The sequence below is a fragment of the Streptomyces sp. NPDC032822 genome (assembly GCF_055578825.1).
In genome coordinates this window covers 70507-86882 of record NZ_JBVIOL010000018.1, presented here as the reverse complement: position 1 = coordinate 86882, position 16376 = coordinate 70507, and the positions used below count along the sequence as shown (strand labels likewise).

Genomic DNA, 16376 nt, shown 5'->3' with positions numbered 1-16376 from the left:
GTGACTGTGCCTTCTGCGCTCCCCGTCGTGATCGTCGGCGGGCTGCACGCCGACGCCCGTAGGGCGGCCGTCGAGCGGCTGCTCGCCGACGTGCCCGGCAGCGTCGTCCTCCACCACGACCTGGCGACCGCCGCGGCGGGCACGGTCGTCCGCACCATCCGCGACGCCACCGGCATCCTGTCCGCCGGCGAGGCGCCGCTCGTCAACGACTGCGCGTGCTGCGCGCTCAGGGAAGACCTGGTGCCCGAGCTGCGCCGGCTCGCGGACGCGGGGCTCACCCGCCTCGCGGTCGTCGAACTGTGGGACTCCGTCGAGCCCAAGGCCATGGCCGAGGTGGTGACGGCCGGCGGGCTCACCGTCACCGGCGTGATCACCGCCGTCGACCCGGCGCTGATCCTGCCGTACCTCGGCAACGGCGACGACCTGGCCGAACGCGGCCTCGCCGCCGCGGCCACCGACCAGCGGACGGTCGCCGACACCTTCGCACGGCAGCTGGAGTACGCCCCCGTCCTCGCCGTCGCCGACTCCCCGGAGGCCGACGACGAGGACCGGGAGCTGTTGGCCCAGCTGCATCCGACGGCCCGCCAGGTCCCGATCGGACACGGCGACCCGGCAGGTCCGGCGGGCTCGGGCTACGGGGAGGCGGCGGGGGAGCGGGGTGGCGGTCGTACGCCCTCAACCTCACCCTCAACCCCGACTCCGTTCTCCACTCCGCTCCCTTCCTCCCCGCTGGCGCGGGCCGCCCTGGCCGGCTTCGACGTGGAGGCCGCCGCTGCCGCCCAGCACCCGGCCTGTGCCCTGCTCCCCGCCGAGGCCGACGCGCACGGCGTCTCCACCCTGGTCTGGCACCGCCGCCGCCCCTTCCATCCGGAGCGGCTGTACGAGGCACTGGAGGACATCACCTGCGCCGCCGCCCGCAGCCGGGGACGGTTCTGGCTCGCCGACAAGCCGGACTCGCTGCTGCACTGGGACGCGGCGGGCGGGGCGCTGTGCGTGGAGAGCGCGGGGCCCTGGCTCGCGTCCCTCCCGGACGCGGCCTGGGAGATGGTCCCGCCGGTGCGCCGGGCAGCCGCCGCCATGGACTGGCACCCCGAGCACGGCGACTGCTGTCAGCACCTCGTCTTCACGTCCCCCGGCCTCGACCGCCACGGGCTGGAGTCGCTGCTGGAGTCCTGCCTGCTGACCGACGCCGAGTACGCGGCCGGGCGCGACGCCTGGAAGCGGATGCCGCCCGTCTTCGACACCTTCCTGGAGGTCTGACCCCGCCATGCCCCGCAAGACGACCGACCGCGTGCCCGCCAAGAACCGGCCTAATCCGCTCGACACGGCCGGAGTCACCTACATCGACTACAAGGACACCGACCTGCTGCGGAAGTTCATCTCCGACCGCGGCAAGATCCGCAGCCGCCGGGTCACCCGTATCACCGCCCAGCAGCAGCGACTGCTGGCCCGCGCGATCAAGAACGCGCGCGAGATGGCACTCTTGCCGTACGTGAGCCGCTGACGCCGGCGCTCCGGCACCGCTTCGCGAACCCCCGCCGGGCGACGGCCCGTTCCGGCCATCGCCCGGCGAGTGGAACACGAATGCCGTGCCGCGCGTCTCTTACCTAAAGCGGGACTCGCGTCTCCAGGGCGGGACTTGCGGCAGGCGTTCGGGGAGCGCGGCACCGGTGAGCGGCATCGGCGGAAGGTCCGGCAAAGCTGTAACCGCAGGAACACCCCGCGTGCACGTGCATCTGCAGATGCATCCGCTCATGCGTCTGCACATGAACAGAGCTATGATCCGGGTCAGTTGACCACTGCATCAATGGCCTCACCAGCCAGTGCACCACCGGGGAGCGACCTGTGGACCACGACGTGTACGACGTTGAAGACGCGTCCGGCGTGTACAACGGCATGCCGGCCCCGCGGCTGGACGGGATGGCCGCCTGGCAGAAGAGCAGGCACAGCAACTCGCAGGGCTCCTGCGTGGAGTTCGCCCGGCTCCCCGGCGGTGAGGTGGCCGTGCGCAACTCGCGCTTCCCCGACGGTCCGGCGCTCGTCTACACCCGGGCCGAGATCGAGGCGATGCTGCTGGGCATCAAGGACGGCGAGTTCGATCACCTGACGGCGGGCTGACCCGTCCCGGACCGGTGGGATGGGCTGTCTCGTTCCGCCCCGGCATCCGGGCCGACCTGGCACGATTCCCGGCCCTCGCCGTGTCGCGGGGGCCGTAACGCGCGTAGAATCCCGGCATCAGAAAACGCCGCGGGTGCTCACTCGGACGACGGTTGCCGCGGCAGTCGGAACAGGGCCCAGACCACCTTGCCGTTCAGCGTGCCCGCCAGCGGGTGCCAGCCCCAGCCGTCGCTGAAGGAGTCGACGAGGAACAGTCCGCGGCCGGACTCCGCCGAGAAGTCCTCGGTCTCGCGCGCCACGGGGCTCTCGTCGCTGGGGTCGCGCACCGCGCACACCAGCCGCTCGGTCCACCGCATCAGGTGCAGCCGTACGGGCGGGCTCTGCTCGGGTGTGCGGGGGGTGTTGGCCGGCAGCGCGTGCCGCAGCGCGTTGGTCACCAGCTCGGAGACGACCAGACAGACATCGTCGAAACGGTCTTCCAGGTCCCAGCCGTCCAGTGTTCCGCGGGTGAACTTCCGTGCCTCGCGCACCGCTTCGTAGCGGGCCGGCAGGGCGCAGGAGGCGGCGTTGGACACGGCCGCGAGATCCAGCGGCGGAAGGCCCTGCCGTAACGGCTCGAGCATGGTCGATCCATTCGTCCCCATGCGAGGCACTCCCGGGAGTTCGCGGTCGTTGCGATGCAGCGGTTGCGCGAGACCATGGTTTCGGATGCGTACAGCAGATGCAAGGGCAGATGCACGTGCACGTGACCGAATTGGACCCTCCCGTACCGCTTGTTGGCCAATTTTTCCGCCACCTTCTCCTTCACTTCTTGCCCACTCCTCCTCGGAATCTGTCCAACTGCTGTCCAGTCGCTGTGCGGATGGGTTGGCTTCTTTCCGTCTCTGTAATCGGACGAGTACTGCTCGGAGTGTTTTAGTGGCAGACTTCGGCCCCTGAAGACGGTTGGGGAGGCTGACGAACGTGAGCGCGGGAGAGCCCGGATCGGTGGTGCGGCGGATGCTGCTCGGCTCGCAACTCAGGCGACTGCGTGAGGCACGCGGGATCACGCGCGAGGCCGCGGGGTACTCGATCCGCGCCTCGGAGTCGAAGATCAGCCGGATGGAGCTGGGCCGGGTGAGCTTCAAGACCCGCGACGTGGAGGACCTGCTGACGCTGTACGGCATCACGGACGAGGCGGAGCGCCTGTCGCTGCTCTCCCTCGCCAAGGAGGCCAACGTCGCGGGCTGGTGGCACAGTTACTCGGACGTGCTGCCGAGCTGGTTCCCCACCTATGTCGGCCTGGAGGGCGCGGCGTCCCTGATCCGCGCGTACGAGGTGCAGTTCGTGCACGGCCTGGTGCAGACCGAGGCGTACGCCCGCGCGGTCGTCCGGCGCGGCATGAAGGGCGCGAGCGCGGCGGACGTGGAGCGGCGCGTGGCGCTGCGCCTGGAGCGCCAGCGGCACCTCCTGGAGGACCACACCTCCGAGTTCCACATCGTCCTGGACGAGGCCGCGTTGCGCCGCCCGTACGGCGACCGCGAGGTGATGCGCGCCCAGCTCCAGCATCTGATCGAGATCTCCGCGCGCCCCAACCTGCGGCTGCAGGTCATGCCGTTCGGCTTCGGCGGACACTCCGGCGAGAGTGGCGCGTTCACGATCCTCAGCTTCCCGGAGTCGGACCTGTCCGACGTCGTGTACCTGGAGCAGCTCACCAGCGCGCTGTACCTGGACAAGCAGGAGGACGTCGCCCAGTACGAGAAGGCGCTGAAGGAACTCCAGCAGGACAGCCCCGGGCCGGACGAGAGCCGGGATCTTCTGCGAGGTCTCCTCCAGCTCTCCTAGGGTTCTCCCCAGAAGATTGCTCAGCGTGCCCAACTCGCTTGCGACACACGTACGATGACGTGTGATCAGACCGTGATGGCGATCGTGCGTCTGCTAGTGATTTGGGGATCACATGTCGTCCTACTTCACCGACCTGGCTCAGCAGTACATCGACGGTGAGTGGCGCCCGGGAACAGGCTCCTGGGACATCATCGACTTCAATCCGTACGACGACGAGAAGCTGGCGTCGATCACCATAGCCACGGTCGACGAGGTCGACGAGGCGTACCAGGCGGCCGCCCGCGCCCAGAAGGCGTGGGCCGCGACGAACGCGTACGCCCGGCGCGGGGTCTTCGAGAAGGCGCTCAGGCTCGTCGAGGAGCGCGAGCAGGAGATCGCCGAGGTGATCATCGCCGAGCTCGGCGGCACCCGGCTGAAGGCGGCCTTCGAGCTGCACCTCGTCAAGGAGTTCCTTCGGGAGGCGGTCCACCTCGCGCTGCGCCCCGAGGGCCGGATCCTCCCCTCGCCGGTCGACGGCAAGGAGAACCGCCTCTACCGCGTGCCGGTCGGTGTCGTGGGCGTCATCAGCCCCTTCAACTTCCCGTTCCTGCTGTCGGTCAAGTCGGTCGCGCCTGCCCTCGCCCTCGGCAACGCCGTCGTCCTCAAGCCGCACCAGAACACGCCGATCGTCGGCGGCTCCCTGGTCGCGAAGATCTTCGAGGATGCGGGGCTGCCCGGCGGTCTGCTCAACGTCGTCATCACGGACATCGCGGAGATCGGCGACGCCTTCCTGGAGCACCCGGTCCCGAAGGTGATCTCCTTCACCGGCTCCGACAAGGTCGGCCGCCACGTCGCCACCGTCTGCGCCGCCCACTTCAAGCGCTCGATCCTCGAACTGGGCGGCAACAGCGCGCTGGTGGTCCTCGACGACGCCGACATCGACTACGCGGTCGACGCGGCGGTCTTCAGCCGGTACGTGCACCAGGGCCAGGTCTGCATGGCCGCGAACCGGATCCTCGTGGACCGTTCGCTCGCGGACGAGTTCACCGCGAAGTTCGTCGCCAAGGTCAGGACCCTCAAGGTCGGCGACCCGCGCGACCCCGAGACGGTCATCGGCCCGGTCATCAACTCCTCCCAGGCGGACGCCCTCAGGGGCGTCGTCGAGCAGGCGATCGCCGAGGGTGCCACGGCGCTCGTGCACGGCACCACGACCGACAACCTGGTCGAGCCGTCCGTCCTCACCGGCCTCCCCGCCGACTCCGCGCTGCTGCGCCAGGAGGTCTTCGGCCCGGTCGCCTTCCTCATCCCCTTCGACGGCGAGGAGGAGGCCGTACGCCTCGTCAACGACACCCCGTACGGCCTGAGCGGCGCCGTCCACACCGGTGACATCGAGCGCGGTGTGCACTTCGCCAAGCAGATCGACACCGGCATGTTCCACGTGAACGACGGCACCGTCCACGACGAGCCGCTCGTCCCCTTCGGCGGCGAGAAGCACTCCGGCGTCGGCCGTCTGAACGGCGACACGTCGGCGGACTCCTTCACCACGCTGAAGTGGATCTCGGTGCAGCACGGGCGGAGCGGCTTCCCGTTCTAGTACGTCACCGGCCCCGGGCCCTTGCGGACAGAAGCTGACCGCAAGGGCCCGTAGCTTGGTCGGTGTCGGGGGGAAACCCCGGACGATCCCGACTTCGACGAAAGGCGGCCGATCATGGTCACGCACGTTCGCGCGGAAGCCCACGGTGACGAGCGCGGGGCGCTGCTCTCCTTCATCGAGGAGCAGCGCGGAGGTATCCGCAGGGCCCTGCTCGGGCTGACCGACGAGCAGGCGGCGAGCAGGCCCAGCGCCAGTGAACTGTCCCTCTCCGGGCTGCTCAAGCATGTCGCCGAGGTCGAGCAGGGCTGGATCGCGCGGGCCAAGGGCGAGGCGGCGGCCGTCGAGCGGGACGAGTCGAACTGGCACGAGTGCTTCGTCCTCGTCGGCGGGGAGACCGTCGCCTCGCAGCTCGCGTACTGGGAGGAGGTCGCCGCCGGGACCGAGGAGTTCTTCCGGTCCGTACCGAGCCTCGACGACACCTTCGCGCTGCCGTCGGAGCCCTGGTACCCGCCGGGGGAGCGTGTCTCGATGCGCTGGCTGGCACTGCACCTGATCCGTGAGACGGCCCGGCACGCCGGCCACGCCGACATCATCCGCGAGTCCCTGGACGGCGCCACCGCCTTCGAGCTGGTGGCGAAGGAGCAGGGTGCCTCCTGGGGCTGACCCGTGGCCCTCCACCCCGGCACCCTAATCTGGTCCGCATGTCAGCAATCCGTCTCCTCGTGCTGGGCGCGGTGCGCCAGCACGGCCGGGCCCACGGCTACCAGGTACGCAACGACCTGGAGTACTGGGGCGCGCACGAGTGGTCCAACGCCAAGCCCGGCTCGATCTACCACGCCCTGAAGCAGATGGCGAAGCAAGGGCTGCTGCACGCGCACGAGATCGCGCCCTCCACGGTCGGCGGGCCGCCCCGCACGGAGTACGAGATCACCGAGGCGGGCACCGAGGAGTACCTCAGGCTGCTGCGTGAGGCGCTGACCTCGTACGACCAGAAGATGGACGTCAAGTCGGCGGCCATCGGCTTCGTCGTCGACCTGCCGCGGGCCGAGGCGGTGGCGCTCCTGAAGGAGCGGATCCGGGGCATCGAGGCGTGGCGCTCCGCCGTCACCGAGCACTACGTGCCCGAGGACGGCCCGGAACAGCTCGGCCACATCGGCGAGATCATGAACCTCTGGATCCACACGGCCGACGCCGAGGCCGAGTGGGCCCAGGGGCTGATCGCCCGCATCGAGGGCGGCTCCTACACCTTCTCCGGTGAGGGCGATCCCTTCGTGGCGGTCCTGGCGGAGGGCGAGGAGAACCCCTACGCGACGGATGAGCGGCATCCGGGAGACGCGAGCTAATCAAGTTTGACTATCGAGAGAGCGGGCATTACCTTGACCAGGTAGTCAAGTTTGATTAGGAAGTCCTGGCGGGACGAGGGAGTGGGTGGCAGTGGCCGACACGGCGATCACCGTCGAAGGCGCACACAAGAAATACGGCGGCAAGAAGGCACTGGACGGACTCGACCTGCGGGTCCGCCGCGGCACCGTGCACGGCGTGCTCGGTCCGAACGGCGCGGGAAAGACCACCCTGGTCAGGATCCTGTCCACGCTGCTGCGGCCCGACGCCGGCCGGATCGAGGTGGCGGGGCACGACCTCGTGAGCCGGCCCCAGGAGGTCCGCTTCCGCATCGGCCTGCTCGGCCAGCACGCGGCACTGGACGAGGAACTCTCCGGGCGGCAGAACCTGGAGCTGTTCGGCCGGCTGTACCACCTGGGCGCCCGGCACGCGCGCGTGCGGGCCGACGAGCTCCTGGAGCGCTTCGGCCTCGCCGACACCGGCCGCAAGCCCGTCCGCTCCTACAGCGGCGGCATGCGGCGCCGACTGGACCTCGGCGCCTCCCTCATCACCGAATCGGAGGTCCTCTTCCTGGACGAGCCCACGACCGGCCTCGACCCGCGGGGCCGCACCGAGGTGTGGGCCGCGGTCCGTTCCCTGGTCGGCGCGGGCACCACGGTCCTGCTGACCACGCAGTACCTGGAGGAGGCCGACCAACTCGCCGACCGCATCTCGGTCGTCGACCGGGGCCGCGTCATCGCCGACGGCACGGCCGACGAACTGAAGGCCATGACCGGCGGCGACCGTATCGACGTCGTCCTGCGGGACGCGGGCCAACTGGGCGCGGCGGTGGCCCTGTTGCCGCTCACCGCCTCCGACGTCTCCGTCGACGCCGACCGCCGCCTGCTCAGCGCTCCGGTCACCGACCGCATGGCGGCGCTCTCCGGTGTCGTACGGGCGCTGGAGGAGGCCGGCATCGAGGCCGAGGACGTGGCGCTGCGCCGCCCCACACTGGACGAGGTGTTCCTGCACCTCACCGACGACCACCGGGTGAAGGAGGCCGCGTGAGCACGAGCACGTACGCCACGCACCGGTACGCCACGCGCGCGTACGCACTGACCGACTCCTGGACCATGACCCGGCGCGAACTCGCCCACTGGGCGCGGCAGCCGGTGCAGGTCCTGATCGGCCTGGTCTTCCCCGTGATGCTGCTGCTGATGTTCAGCTACCTCATCGGCGGCGGGCGCGGGGTCGAGGGGACGTACGTCGACTACCTGGTCCCGGGCATGCTCGCGCTCACCATGGCCTTCGGCCTGGAGGGCACCATGCTCGCCGTCACGCAGGACCTCAACAAGGGCGTGATCGACCGCTTCCGCTCCATGCCGATGGCCAACGGGGCGGTCCTGGTGGGCCGTTCCGTCGCCGACATGCTCCAGTCGGCGCTGAGCCTGACGGTGATGATCGGCGTCGGGTACGCGATCGGCTGGCGGGCGCACGGCGGGGCCGCCGGCTTCCTCGGCGCCGTCGGACTCCTCCTGCTGTTCCGCTTCGCGATGCTCTGGATCGGCATCCACCTGGCGATGGTGGCCGGCCGACCGGAACTGGTGCAGGCCGTGCAGATCCTGGTCTGGCCGGTCGGCTTCCTCTCCAACGCGCTGGCGACCCCCGCCTCCATGCCGGGCTGGCTCGGCACGGTCGTCGAGTGGAACCCCATGTCCCACACCGCGACGGCGGTACGCGAACTGTTCGGCGCGCAGGGCGGGGAGACGGGGCATCTCTGGGCGGCGGTGCTGTGGCCACTGGCACTGCTGGCGGTGTTCTTCCCGCTGGCGGTACGGAGGTTCGGGGCGCTGAGCAAGTAGGGCGGGACGGGCGGGCGACCGGGTGTGCCGGTTCAGTGGTGGAACCCGGTCGCCGCCCCCTTGTCCCGGGTCGCCGGACGCGACTGCCTGCGCAGCTCGGGCAGCAGACGGGTCAGGTCCTCCACGAACAGCTCGGCGAGGTCGGCCGAGAAGCCGTTGCGGCACACCACGCGCAGCACGGACAGGTCCTCCCGGTTCGGCGGGAAGGTGTACGCGGGCACCAGCCAGCCCCGTTCGCGCAACCGCCGGGACACGTCGAAGACGTCGAACGTGTCCACCCCGGGCGCGGTCGTGAAGGCGAAGACCGGCAACTGGTCGCCCCGGGTCAGCAGCCGGAAGTCACCGAGCGCCTCGACGCGTTCGGCCACCGAGAGGGCCACGTCCCGGGTGGACTGCTGCACGGCCCGGAAGCCCTCGCGGCCCAGCCGGAGGAACGTGTAGTACTGCGCGACCACCTGGGCGCCCGGCCGGGAGAAGTTGAGGGCGAAGGTCGGCATGTCGCCGCCCAAATAGTTGACGCGGAAGACGAGTTCCTCGGGCAGGGCCTCCCGGTCCCGCCACAGCGCCCAGCCGACACCGGGGTAGACCAGCCCGTACTTGTGGCCGGAGGTGTTGATGGAGGCCACCCTCGGCAGCCGGAAGTCCCACATCAGGTCCTCGTCGAGGAAGGGTGCCACCATCGCGCCGGACGCCCCGTCGACGTGCACGGGGATGTCCAGGCCGGTCCGCTCCTGGAGGGCGTCGAGCGCGGCGCACAGGTCGGCGATCGGCTCGTAGGAGCCGTCGAACGTGGAGCCGAGGACGCCGACCACGCCGATGGTGTTCTCGTCGCAGAGGTCGGCGGCGGCCTGCGGGTCGAGGTGGAAGCGGTCGCCCTCCATGGGGACCTGGCGGGCCTCCACCTCCCAGAAGGTGCAGAACTTGTCCCAGCAGACCTGGACGTTGACGCCCATGACGAGGTTCGGGCGGGCGTCCCGGGCCGGGTAGCGGTCGGCGTTGCGCTGCGCCCAGCGCCGTTTGAGCGCCATGCCGGCGAGCATGCACGCCTCGCTCGACCCGGTGGTCGAACAGCCCACGGCGGTCGCCGGGTCGGGCGCGTTCCACAGGTCGGCGAGCATGGCCACACAGCGCCGCTCCAGCTCGGCGGTGCGCGGGTACTCGTCCTTGTCGATCATGTTCTTGTCCCGGCACTCACCCATCAGGACGCCGGCCTGCGGCTCCATCCAGGTGGTGACGAAGGTGGCGAGGTTCAGCCGGGAGTTGCCGTCCAGCATCAGCTCGTCGTGGACGAGCTGATAGGCGGTCGCGGGCGGCAGGGGAGCGTCCGCGAGCCGGTGCTTGGGCGGGGCCTCGCTCATGCCGCCGACCGGGTTCGCCTCGCCGAAGAAGGGGTTGACGGACAGCGGGCGCTCGTCGGGGTTGTCGTGGCCTTCGTGGAGCGGCATGGGCGGGTCTCCTCGGTGAGTCGGCGGACGGCGGACGGCGGTCGGTGGATCAGGCGGATCGGGTGGATCTGGTGGATCAACAGGGCAACGAATCAACGGCTCGGAGAGTTCAGACGACGGGTGTTCCGTCCTCGCGCAGCTGCATCTGCGGTCGTCCCGTCACCAGGAGCCAGGCCGGCAGGGAGGCGATGCACAGGAGGGCGAGGATCGCGGGGGAGGCCACCAGTACGGCGGCCGTGAACAGGCTCACCCAGCCCTGCCGGGTGATGGCGAGCAGCATCCCGAGGACACCCGCGGCGACCCCGACCGCGGGATGGACGCCGGGCACCAGGGCATGGGCGCCGAGCCCGAAGGCCGTCCCGACGAACACGGCCGGGAAGATCCGCCCGCCCCGGAACCCGCAGGACGCGGCGACCAGCAGCGCCGCCAGCTTCACCACCGTCATGGTCGCGAACTGCGCCGCCGACCAGCCCTCGGGGTCGCGGGCCAGCTCGCCGATCTCGTCCAGCCCCTTGAAGAGCGTCAGATGGCCGCCCAGGGCCGCCAGCAGGCCCAGCACCAGCCCGCCGGCCGGAAGCGCCAGCATGGGGTGACGGAGCCGGGCGAAGGCGCCGTGGACGTACGGGAAGGCGTACACCGCGGTCATGCCGAGCAGCGCCGCCGCCGAGGAGACCACCAGGGCCGCCAGCAGATCGCCCCAGCCGGGTCTTCCCAGGGCGGGCAGATGGAGATCGAAGGTCGGATGGGCCACCAGGGTGGTCGTCAGGGCGCCGGCCGCGGCGGCGACCAGGGGAGCGAAGACGTTGTCCCACAGGGCCCCCTTCAGCCGCTTGCCGGCGAGCGCCTCGGAGATCAGCAGCGCCGCCGCCACCGGCGTGCCGAACAGGGCGCCGATCGTGGCCGCCTCCGCCAGCGCCGGCCACAGGGTGCCCGGGACCCGGGGGACCAGTCGCCGCCCCAGCCAGAAGGCGAGGCCCACGTTCACCGCGATGATCGGGTTCTCCGGCCCGAGACTCGGCCCGCCCGCGAGCATCAGCCCGGTCGCCAGCACCAGGCCCGGCAGCACGGCGGGCGGCAGCACGGGGGCGTCCAGCCCGGTGGTGGCCGGGTCGGGCCCGGCATGCCCGGGCACCTTCCACACCACCAGCCCGACGGCCAGGCCCGTCGTGGTCAGCATGACGAGCATCCAGACCACGGAGTACCTGCCGATACCCAGGGTGTCCGGCAGGTTCCGCCACAGCACGTCCTGGAGCTCCTCGGCCGCCGCGCTCACCCCGAGGAAGAGCAGGCTCGCACCCACCCCCACCACGAGAGCGGGGAGGATCAACGGCAGCAGGACACGCGCCGGGGTCGCCGGAGCGGTGGGTGCCGGTCGCACGCTGTCCTGGGCCACGGGCTCACGATAGGCGGACATAACGGACGGAACATCCGGGGGAATCCGGCCGTGCGACCCGGCCGGGGACCGCGGCCCGGAACCCGCCGGGACATCGGGCCCGCATCGCACCGGGCCATCCGGCTTGCACCTCACGTGGCGTGAGGCCTCAGCGTGGAGGACGTACCGAAGAAGGGAGCGGACGAAGTGGACTACTCCGTGGGACAGGTCGCCGGATTCGCCGGAGTGACGGTGCGCACGCTGCACCACTACGACGACATCGGCCTGCTCGTACCGAGCGGGCGCAGCCACGCGGGCCACCGGCGCTACGGCGACGTGGACCTCGACCGGCTGCAGCAGATCCTGTTCTACCGGGAACTCGGCTTCCCGCTCGACGAGGTCGCCGCCCTGCTCGACGACCCGGAAGCGGACCCGCGCGCGCACCTGCGCCGCCGGCACGAACTGCTGACCGCCCGGATCGAGAAGCTACGGAAGATGGCGGCGGCCGTGGAACACGCCATGGAGGCACGCACGATGGGCATCGATCTCACGCCGGAAGAGAAGTTCGAGGTCTTCGGGGACACCGACCCGGAGCAGTACGCCGAGGAGTCCGAGCGGCGCTGGGGCACCAGCGAGGCCTACCGGGAGTCGCAGCGCCGGGCGGCCTCGTACACGAAGGAGGACTGGCTGCGGATCAAGCGCGAGGGCGAGGAGCTGACCGCCCGCCTCGCCGCCGCCATGGAGTCGGGAGCAGCCCCGGACTCCCCGGAGGCGATGGACCTCGCGGAGGAGCACCGGGGCTGGATCACCGGCAACCACTACGAGTGCTCGTACGAGATCCACCGGGGCCTGGCCGAGATGTACGTGGCCGACGAGCGGTTCACGGCGACCATCGACGCGGCTGGGCCCGGCCTCGCCGCGTACCTCCGGTCGGCGATCCTCGCCAACGCGGACCGCCGCACCCCGTGACCCCCGGCCCGGGAGGAGCGCCTGTGCGCCGGTGCGCCTACTCCCGGGCCAGGACCACCGCCGTACCGTAGGCGCACACCTCGGTGCCCACGTCCGCGGCCTCCGTCACGTCGAAGCGGAACATCAGCACGGCGTTGGCCCCGCGCGCGCGTGCCTGTTCCACCAGCCGTTCCATGGCCTGGTTCCGGGTCTCGACCAGCGTCTTCGTGAGCCCCTTGAGCTCACCGCCGATCATCGACTTCAGGCCGGCGCCGATCTGGCTCCCGAGGTGCCGGGACCGTACGGTCAGCCCGAAGACCTCACCGATGACCTCCTGCACCCGGTGGCCGGGTACGTCGTTCGTGGTCACGACCAGCACGTCCGGCCGGGGCCCCTGGCCGCCGCCGTATTCTTCGATTCCCATGACCCCATGGGTACCCACGGCTCACAGCTTTGTCCCAGGCGGGCCACAGTGCATCCTGGGGACCCGCAAGGAACCTGGGCCACGACGGCTGCGTTGATAGTTTTGGGCAGCCAGCCCCAGCCCCAGCCCGTCCCCCACACGCAGGAGCCACAATCCCGTGACCACGCTCGCGCTCGGCCCCGAGTGGCTCAGCCCCGACTACCTCATCGAGACGTTCAGCCTGCCCGGCATCCTGCTGATCGTGTTCGCCGAGTCCGGTCTCTTCGCGTTCCTCCCGGGTGACTCGCTGCTGTTCACGGCCGGTCTCTTCGTGGCCCAGGGCGAGTTCATCAGCCAGCCGCTGTGGCTGGTGTGCCTCCTGATCGTGCTGGCCGCCATCATCGGCGACCAAGTGGGCTACATGATCGGCAAGTTCTTCGGCCCGAGGCTCTTCAGCCGCCCCAACTCCAAGCTCTTCAAACAGGAGAACCTGGAGAAGGCCCACGAGTTCATGGAGAAGTACGGCCCCAAGGCGATCGTCCTGGCCCGCTTCGTGCCGATCGTGCGCACCTTCGCGCCCATCGTGGCGGGCGCCGGCCGCATGAAGTACCGCACCTTCCTCACGTACAACATCATCGGCGGCGTGGCCTGGGGCTGCGGCATCACCCTGGCCGGCTACTGGCTCGGCCAGATCGAGTTCATCAGGACGAACGTCGAGGCGATCCTCGTGCTGATCGTCTTCGTCTCCGTGGTCCCGATCATCGTCGAGTACCTCCGCGAGCGCTCCAAGAAGAAGCGCGCCGCTGCCCAGGCCCCGATCGTCGCCCAGCAGCAGGCCCCCGCCATGGACGACGCGACGACCCAGCTCCGCCGCATCCCGTCGGCCGACGACCCCTACGGCAACCAGGGCGGCCAGGGCCGGCAGGGCGGCCAGGGCAACCAGGGCCAGCAGCAGTACGGCTACGACCAGCAGTACTACGACCAGCCCGCCCAACAGCAGCCGTACGCCCAGCAGTACCCCCAGAACTACGGCCAGCAGCAGGGCAACAACCAGCAGAACCCTTACCACCAGGGTTACTGAAACGACCTGAGGGGCGCGGGGCCGTATCGGTGTGCGGCTCCGCCGCGTGGGCGCGGCCGGCCACGACGAGCCCGCAGCCGCCGGCCGCCACAGCCCCCGAACGCGTAGGCGCCCGGCGTCAGAACCCTCGCGTCCGCTTCGCCGCCCGGCGCCCCGCCGCACTCCCCGCCCCCGGCAACCGCAGGAACAACCGCGAGATCTCCGAACCCAGATTGACCCCGATGGCGATGGCCATCGCCAGTGCCGCGGCCTTCGACAGCGACACCAGCCCCTCGTCGACATGATTCTGAGCGATCGACAGCAGCCCGAAGTACGTCGCGGAACCCGGCAGGAGGGGCCCGATCGCGGCCGTCGTGTAGGGCAGCGCGGAGGCGAACCGGTACCGGGACAGCATCTGGCCGAACAGGCCGACCAGCCCGGCCGCCACCGCCGTGGAGGCGACCGGCGAGAGTTCGCCGGTGTAGTGCATCGCGCCGTACACCGACCAGGCGACACCGCCGTTCAGGGTCACCGCCAGCACGGTGGATCGTTCCTGCTGGAGCAGCACCGCGAAGGTCAGGGACAGCAGCATCGACGCGCCGATCTGCCACAGCGGCCGTTTGTCGATGCTCAGCGCGGCATCGGGGTTGAGGCTGGCGCCCAGCTGCACACCGACGTAGAGCATGATCAGCACGCCGACGACGATGCCGACGAAGAGGTACATGACCTCCAGCAGGCGCGCGGCGGCGGTGATGTAGAAGCCGGTCAGACCGTCCTGGACGCCCGCCACCAGCGCCCGCCCGGGCAGCAGGGCGAACAGCCCACCGGTGACGACCGCGGAGGCCTTCACGTCCACGTGGGCGAGTGTCAGCGCGATCCCCATCGCGGCCGGCGGCATCGCGGCGACGGTGAACTGGTAGAACTCCGGCAGCCCGCGCCCCGCGCACAGCCACGCCAGCCGGTCGCCGAGCATCGCGCCGAGCGCGGCCGCGATGAACACCAGGAGGTCACCGCCGACCAGGATGGAGGCCGCACCCGCCAGCAGCCCGCTCGCGGAGGTCAGCACCCAGCCCGGGTACGGGTGCCGGTTGCGTCGGATCTCGGCGAGCCGCCGGTACGCCTCCTCCAGGGAGATCGCCGTGTCCGGGTCGCTGAGGTCGTCGACGAGCCGGAACACGGCCGCCAGACGGGTGTAGTCGGTGCCGCGGCGGCGGACCGTCCGGGAGGCCGTCACCGGGTCCTCGACCAGCGACGGCTGGTACGAGATCGACAGCAGCGTGAAGGTGACGTTGGGCTCGCAGCGGTCCAGGCCGTACGAGCGGCAGACGGCGAACATCGCCGCCTCCACGTCCTCGGCGCCCTCGCCGCCGGCGAGCAGCAGCTCGCCGATACGCAGCGTCAGGTCGAGCACGCGCGGGACGGCCGGGCCGCCCTCCTCCCCGACCTTCTGCGGGGGCTCCGGCGCGGGCCGCTCGGCCACCGGCATCCGCAGCATGGTGCGCATCCGGTCCTGCCAGGGCGCGTGCTTGGTCAGACTGACCACGGGAATGCCGGTCGCCGGGGTGAACGCCTGCGGGGCGTCCTTGGCGCTGTAGGTGCGCGGGGTGCTGAACGCCGACCCCTCGGACTCCGCCGATGGCGTCTGCGGCACACCGAACCCCTTGGGGGCGGTGAACTCCGACGTCGTCTCGGCCTCCATGAGGGGGCCCTTGGGCACGGCCATCCCCTCGGGAACCGCGAACTCCGACGTCGTGGAGGAGTCCACCGGATCCCCGGCGACGGCGCCGGGAGCCGTGAACCGGCTCCTCGCCTCGTCCGACCGCGGCTTGCGGTCCTCCGTTTCCCTCACTCCGTAGCGCTCCCTGTACGACGCGTATCGCAAACCTCAGTATGCGCACAGACACGCGAAGGGGCCGCACGCGCCCGCGTGCGGCCCCTTCGCGACAGCAGGCTCAGTGACCGCCCTGGTCCTTGAAGCGCTTGTAGGACCGCTCGATCTCGACCTCGGCCTCGGTGCGACCGACCCAGTCGGCGCCCTCGACGGACTTGCCGGGCTCCAGGTCCTTGTAGACCTCGAAGAAGTGCTGGATCTCCAGGCGGTCGAACTCGGAGACGTGGTGGATGTCGCGCAGGTGCTCCTGGCGCGGGTCCGTCGCCGGGACGCACAGCAGCTTGTCGTCGCCGCCGGCCTCGTCCGTCATCCGGAACATGCCGATCGCCCGGCACTTGATGAGACAGCCCGGGAACGTCGGCTCGTCAAGAATGACCAGCGCGTCCAGCGGGTCGCCGTCCTCGCCGAGGGTGTTCTCGACGAAGCCGTAGTCGGTCGGGTACGCGGTCGATGTGAAGAGTCGACGGTCCAGGCGGATCCGACCGGTCTCGTGGTCCACCTCGTACTTGTTCCGCGAACCCTTCGGGATCTCGATCGTGACGTCGAACTCCACCGGTGAC

Annotated in this window: 17 protein-coding genes; 11 read left to right on the top strand and 6 right to left on the bottom strand. The window is 70.5% G+C overall.

Going from position 1 to position 16376, the window contains the following annotated elements:
- The 3 genes from ACZ5VD_RS35965 (at position 1) to ACZ5VD_RS35955 (ending at position 2118) form a co-directional block, all read left to right on the top strand.
- Positions 1-1260 carry a GTP-binding protein gene (locus ACZ5VD_RS35965; RefSeq protein WP_468684705.1) on the top strand — a complete coding sequence of 420 codons (1260 nt, stop codon included), beginning with the start codon at positions 1-3 and terminating at the stop codon, positions 1258-1260.
- Between the two features lie 7 nt (positions 1261-1267).
- Entirely contained in the window at positions 1268-1504 is a 237-nt protein-coding gene (gene rpsR, locus ACZ5VD_RS35960; RefSeq protein WP_468553025.1) for a 30S ribosomal protein S18, read from the top strand.
- Between the two features lie 341 nt (positions 1505-1845).
- Complete coding sequence (locus ACZ5VD_RS35955; RefSeq protein ID WP_468553026.1) at positions 1846-2118, top strand: DUF397 domain-containing protein; 273 nt, start codon at positions 1846-1848, stop codon at positions 2116-2118.
- A 137-nt stretch (positions 2119-2255) separates the two neighbouring features.
- On the opposite strand, the gene ACZ5VD_RS35950 is transcribed toward ACZ5VD_RS35955, so the two are convergent.
- Positions 2256-2762 (bottom strand): ATP-binding protein, encoded by a 507-nt coding sequence (locus ACZ5VD_RS35950; protein ID WP_468553027.1) that lies wholly within the window; start codon positions 2760-2762, stop codon positions 2256-2258.
- 355 nt (positions 2763-3117) lie between these two features.
- Here ACZ5VD_RS35950 and ACZ5VD_RS35945 point away from each other — a divergent pair, with 355 nt between their 5' ends.
- From ACZ5VD_RS35945 to ACZ5VD_RS35920, 6 genes are all read left to right on the top strand, one after another.
- Positions 3118-3942: a helix-turn-helix domain-containing protein gene (locus tag ACZ5VD_RS35945; protein WP_468553100.1), complete on the top strand. Its 825-nt coding sequence runs from the start codon at positions 3118-3120 to the stop codon at positions 3940-3942.
- 112 nt (positions 3943-4054) lie between these two features.
- Positions 4055-5515, top strand: a complete 1461-nt coding sequence (locus ACZ5VD_RS35940) for an aldehyde dehydrogenase family protein (RefSeq protein WP_468553028.1) — start codon at positions 4055-4057, stop codon at positions 5513-5515.
- A 114-nt stretch (positions 5516-5629) separates the two neighbouring features.
- The gene (locus tag ACZ5VD_RS35935; RefSeq protein ID WP_468684703.1) at positions 5630-6178 is read left to right on the top strand and encodes a DinB family protein; all 549 of its coding nucleotides are present in this window, start codon (positions 5630-5632) and stop codon (positions 6176-6178) included.
- Between the two features lie 38 nt (positions 6179-6216).
- Positions 6217-6858 (top strand): PadR family transcriptional regulator, encoded by a 642-nt coding sequence (locus ACZ5VD_RS35930; RefSeq protein WP_468553030.1) that lies wholly within the window; start codon positions 6217-6219, stop codon positions 6856-6858.
- A gap of 91 nt (positions 6859-6949) precedes the next feature.
- Complete coding sequence (locus ACZ5VD_RS35925; protein WP_468684702.1) at positions 6950-7903, top strand: ATP-binding cassette domain-containing protein; 954 nt, start codon at positions 6950-6952, stop codon at positions 7901-7903.
- 65 nt (positions 7904-7968) lie between these two features.
- Entirely contained in the window at positions 7969-8697 is a 729-nt protein-coding gene (locus tag ACZ5VD_RS35920) for an ABC transporter permease (protein WP_468553101.1), read from the top strand.
- 32 nt (positions 8698-8729) lie between these two features.
- On the opposite strand, the gene ACZ5VD_RS35915 is transcribed toward ACZ5VD_RS35920, so the two are convergent.
- Together ACZ5VD_RS35915 and ACZ5VD_RS35910 are read right to left on the bottom strand one after the other, a co-directional pair.
- A complete protein-coding gene (locus ACZ5VD_RS35915; RefSeq protein ID WP_468684701.1) occupies positions 8730-10142 on the bottom strand; it encodes a glutamate decarboxylase in 1413 nt (470 codons plus the stop codon).
- 109 nt (positions 10143-10251) lie between these two features.
- A complete protein-coding gene (locus ACZ5VD_RS35910) occupies positions 10252-11535 on the bottom strand; it encodes an ion channel protein (RefSeq protein ID WP_468684699.1) in 1284 nt (427 codons plus the stop codon).
- Positions 11536-11721: 186 nt separating this feature from the next.
- On the opposite strand from ACZ5VD_RS35910, the gene ACZ5VD_RS35905 reads away from it, so the two are divergent.
- Positions 11722-12483, top strand: a complete 762-nt coding sequence (locus ACZ5VD_RS35905; RefSeq protein WP_468553034.1) for a MerR family transcriptional regulator — start codon at positions 11722-11724, stop codon at positions 12481-12483.
- Positions 12484-12520: 37 nt separating this feature from the next.
- Here ACZ5VD_RS35905 and ACZ5VD_RS35900 read toward each other — a convergent pair whose 3' ends face one another.
- Positions 12521-12886, bottom strand: coding sequence for a YbjQ family protein (locus ACZ5VD_RS35900; protein ID WP_468553035.1), 366 nt, complete (start codon positions 12884-12886; stop codon positions 12521-12523).
- Between the two features lie 157 nt (positions 12887-13043).
- On the opposite strand from ACZ5VD_RS35900, the gene ACZ5VD_RS35895 reads away from it, so the two are divergent.
- Positions 13044-13946, top strand: coding sequence for a DedA family protein (locus ACZ5VD_RS35895; RefSeq protein ID WP_468553036.1), 903 nt, complete (start codon positions 13044-13046; stop codon positions 13944-13946).
- A gap of 118 nt (positions 13947-14064) precedes the next feature.
- Here ACZ5VD_RS35895 and ACZ5VD_RS35890 read toward each other — a convergent pair whose 3' ends face one another.
- Positions 14065-15774, bottom strand: a complete 1710-nt coding sequence (locus tag ACZ5VD_RS35890; RefSeq protein WP_468553037.1) for a threonine/serine exporter family protein — start codon at positions 15772-15774, stop codon at positions 14065-14067.
- Positions 15775-15877: 103 nt separating this feature from the next.
- Positions 15878-16369 (bottom strand): inorganic diphosphatase, encoded by a 492-nt coding sequence (locus ACZ5VD_RS35885; protein WP_468553038.1) that lies wholly within the window; start codon positions 16367-16369, stop codon positions 15878-15880.
- Positions 16370-16376 lie beyond the last annotated feature (7 nt).

What these genes read in the sequence shown, in the direction of transcription:
- rpsR (WP_468553025.1), top strand. Translation starts at nt 1,268, where the DNA reads ATGCCCCGCAAGACGACCGACCGCGTGCCCGCCAAGAACCGGCCTAAT.
- ACZ5VD_RS35950 (WP_468553027.1), bottom strand. Translation starts at nt 2,762, where the DNA reads ATGGGGACGAATGGATCGACCATGCTCGAGCCGTTACGGCAGGGCCTT.
- ACZ5VD_RS35945 (WP_468553100.1), top strand. Translation starts at nt 3,118, where the DNA reads ATGCTGCTCGGCTCGCAACTCAGGCGACTGCGTGAGGCACGCGGGATC.
- ACZ5VD_RS35940 (WP_468553028.1), top strand. Translation starts at nt 4,055, where the DNA reads ATGTCGTCCTACTTCACCGACCTGGCTCAGCAGTACATCGACGGTGAG.
- ACZ5VD_RS35935 (WP_468684703.1), top strand. Translation starts at nt 5,630, where the DNA reads ATGGTCACGCACGTTCGCGCGGAAGCCCACGGTGACGAGCGCGGGGCG.
- ACZ5VD_RS35930 (WP_468553030.1), top strand. Translation starts at nt 6,217, where the DNA reads ATGTCAGCAATCCGTCTCCTCGTGCTGGGCGCGGTGCGCCAGCACGGC.
- ACZ5VD_RS35920 (WP_468553101.1), top strand. Translation starts at nt 7,969, where the DNA reads ATGACCCGGCGCGAACTCGCCCACTGGGCGCGGCAGCCGGTGCAGGTC.
- ACZ5VD_RS35915 (WP_468684701.1), bottom strand. Translation starts at nt 10,142, where the DNA reads ATGCCGCTCCACGAAGGCCACGACAACCCCGACGAGCGCCCGCTGTCC.
- ACZ5VD_RS35900 (WP_468553035.1), bottom strand. Translation starts at nt 12,886, where the DNA reads ATGGGAATCGAAGAATACGGCGGCGGCCAGGGGCCCCGGCCGGACGTG.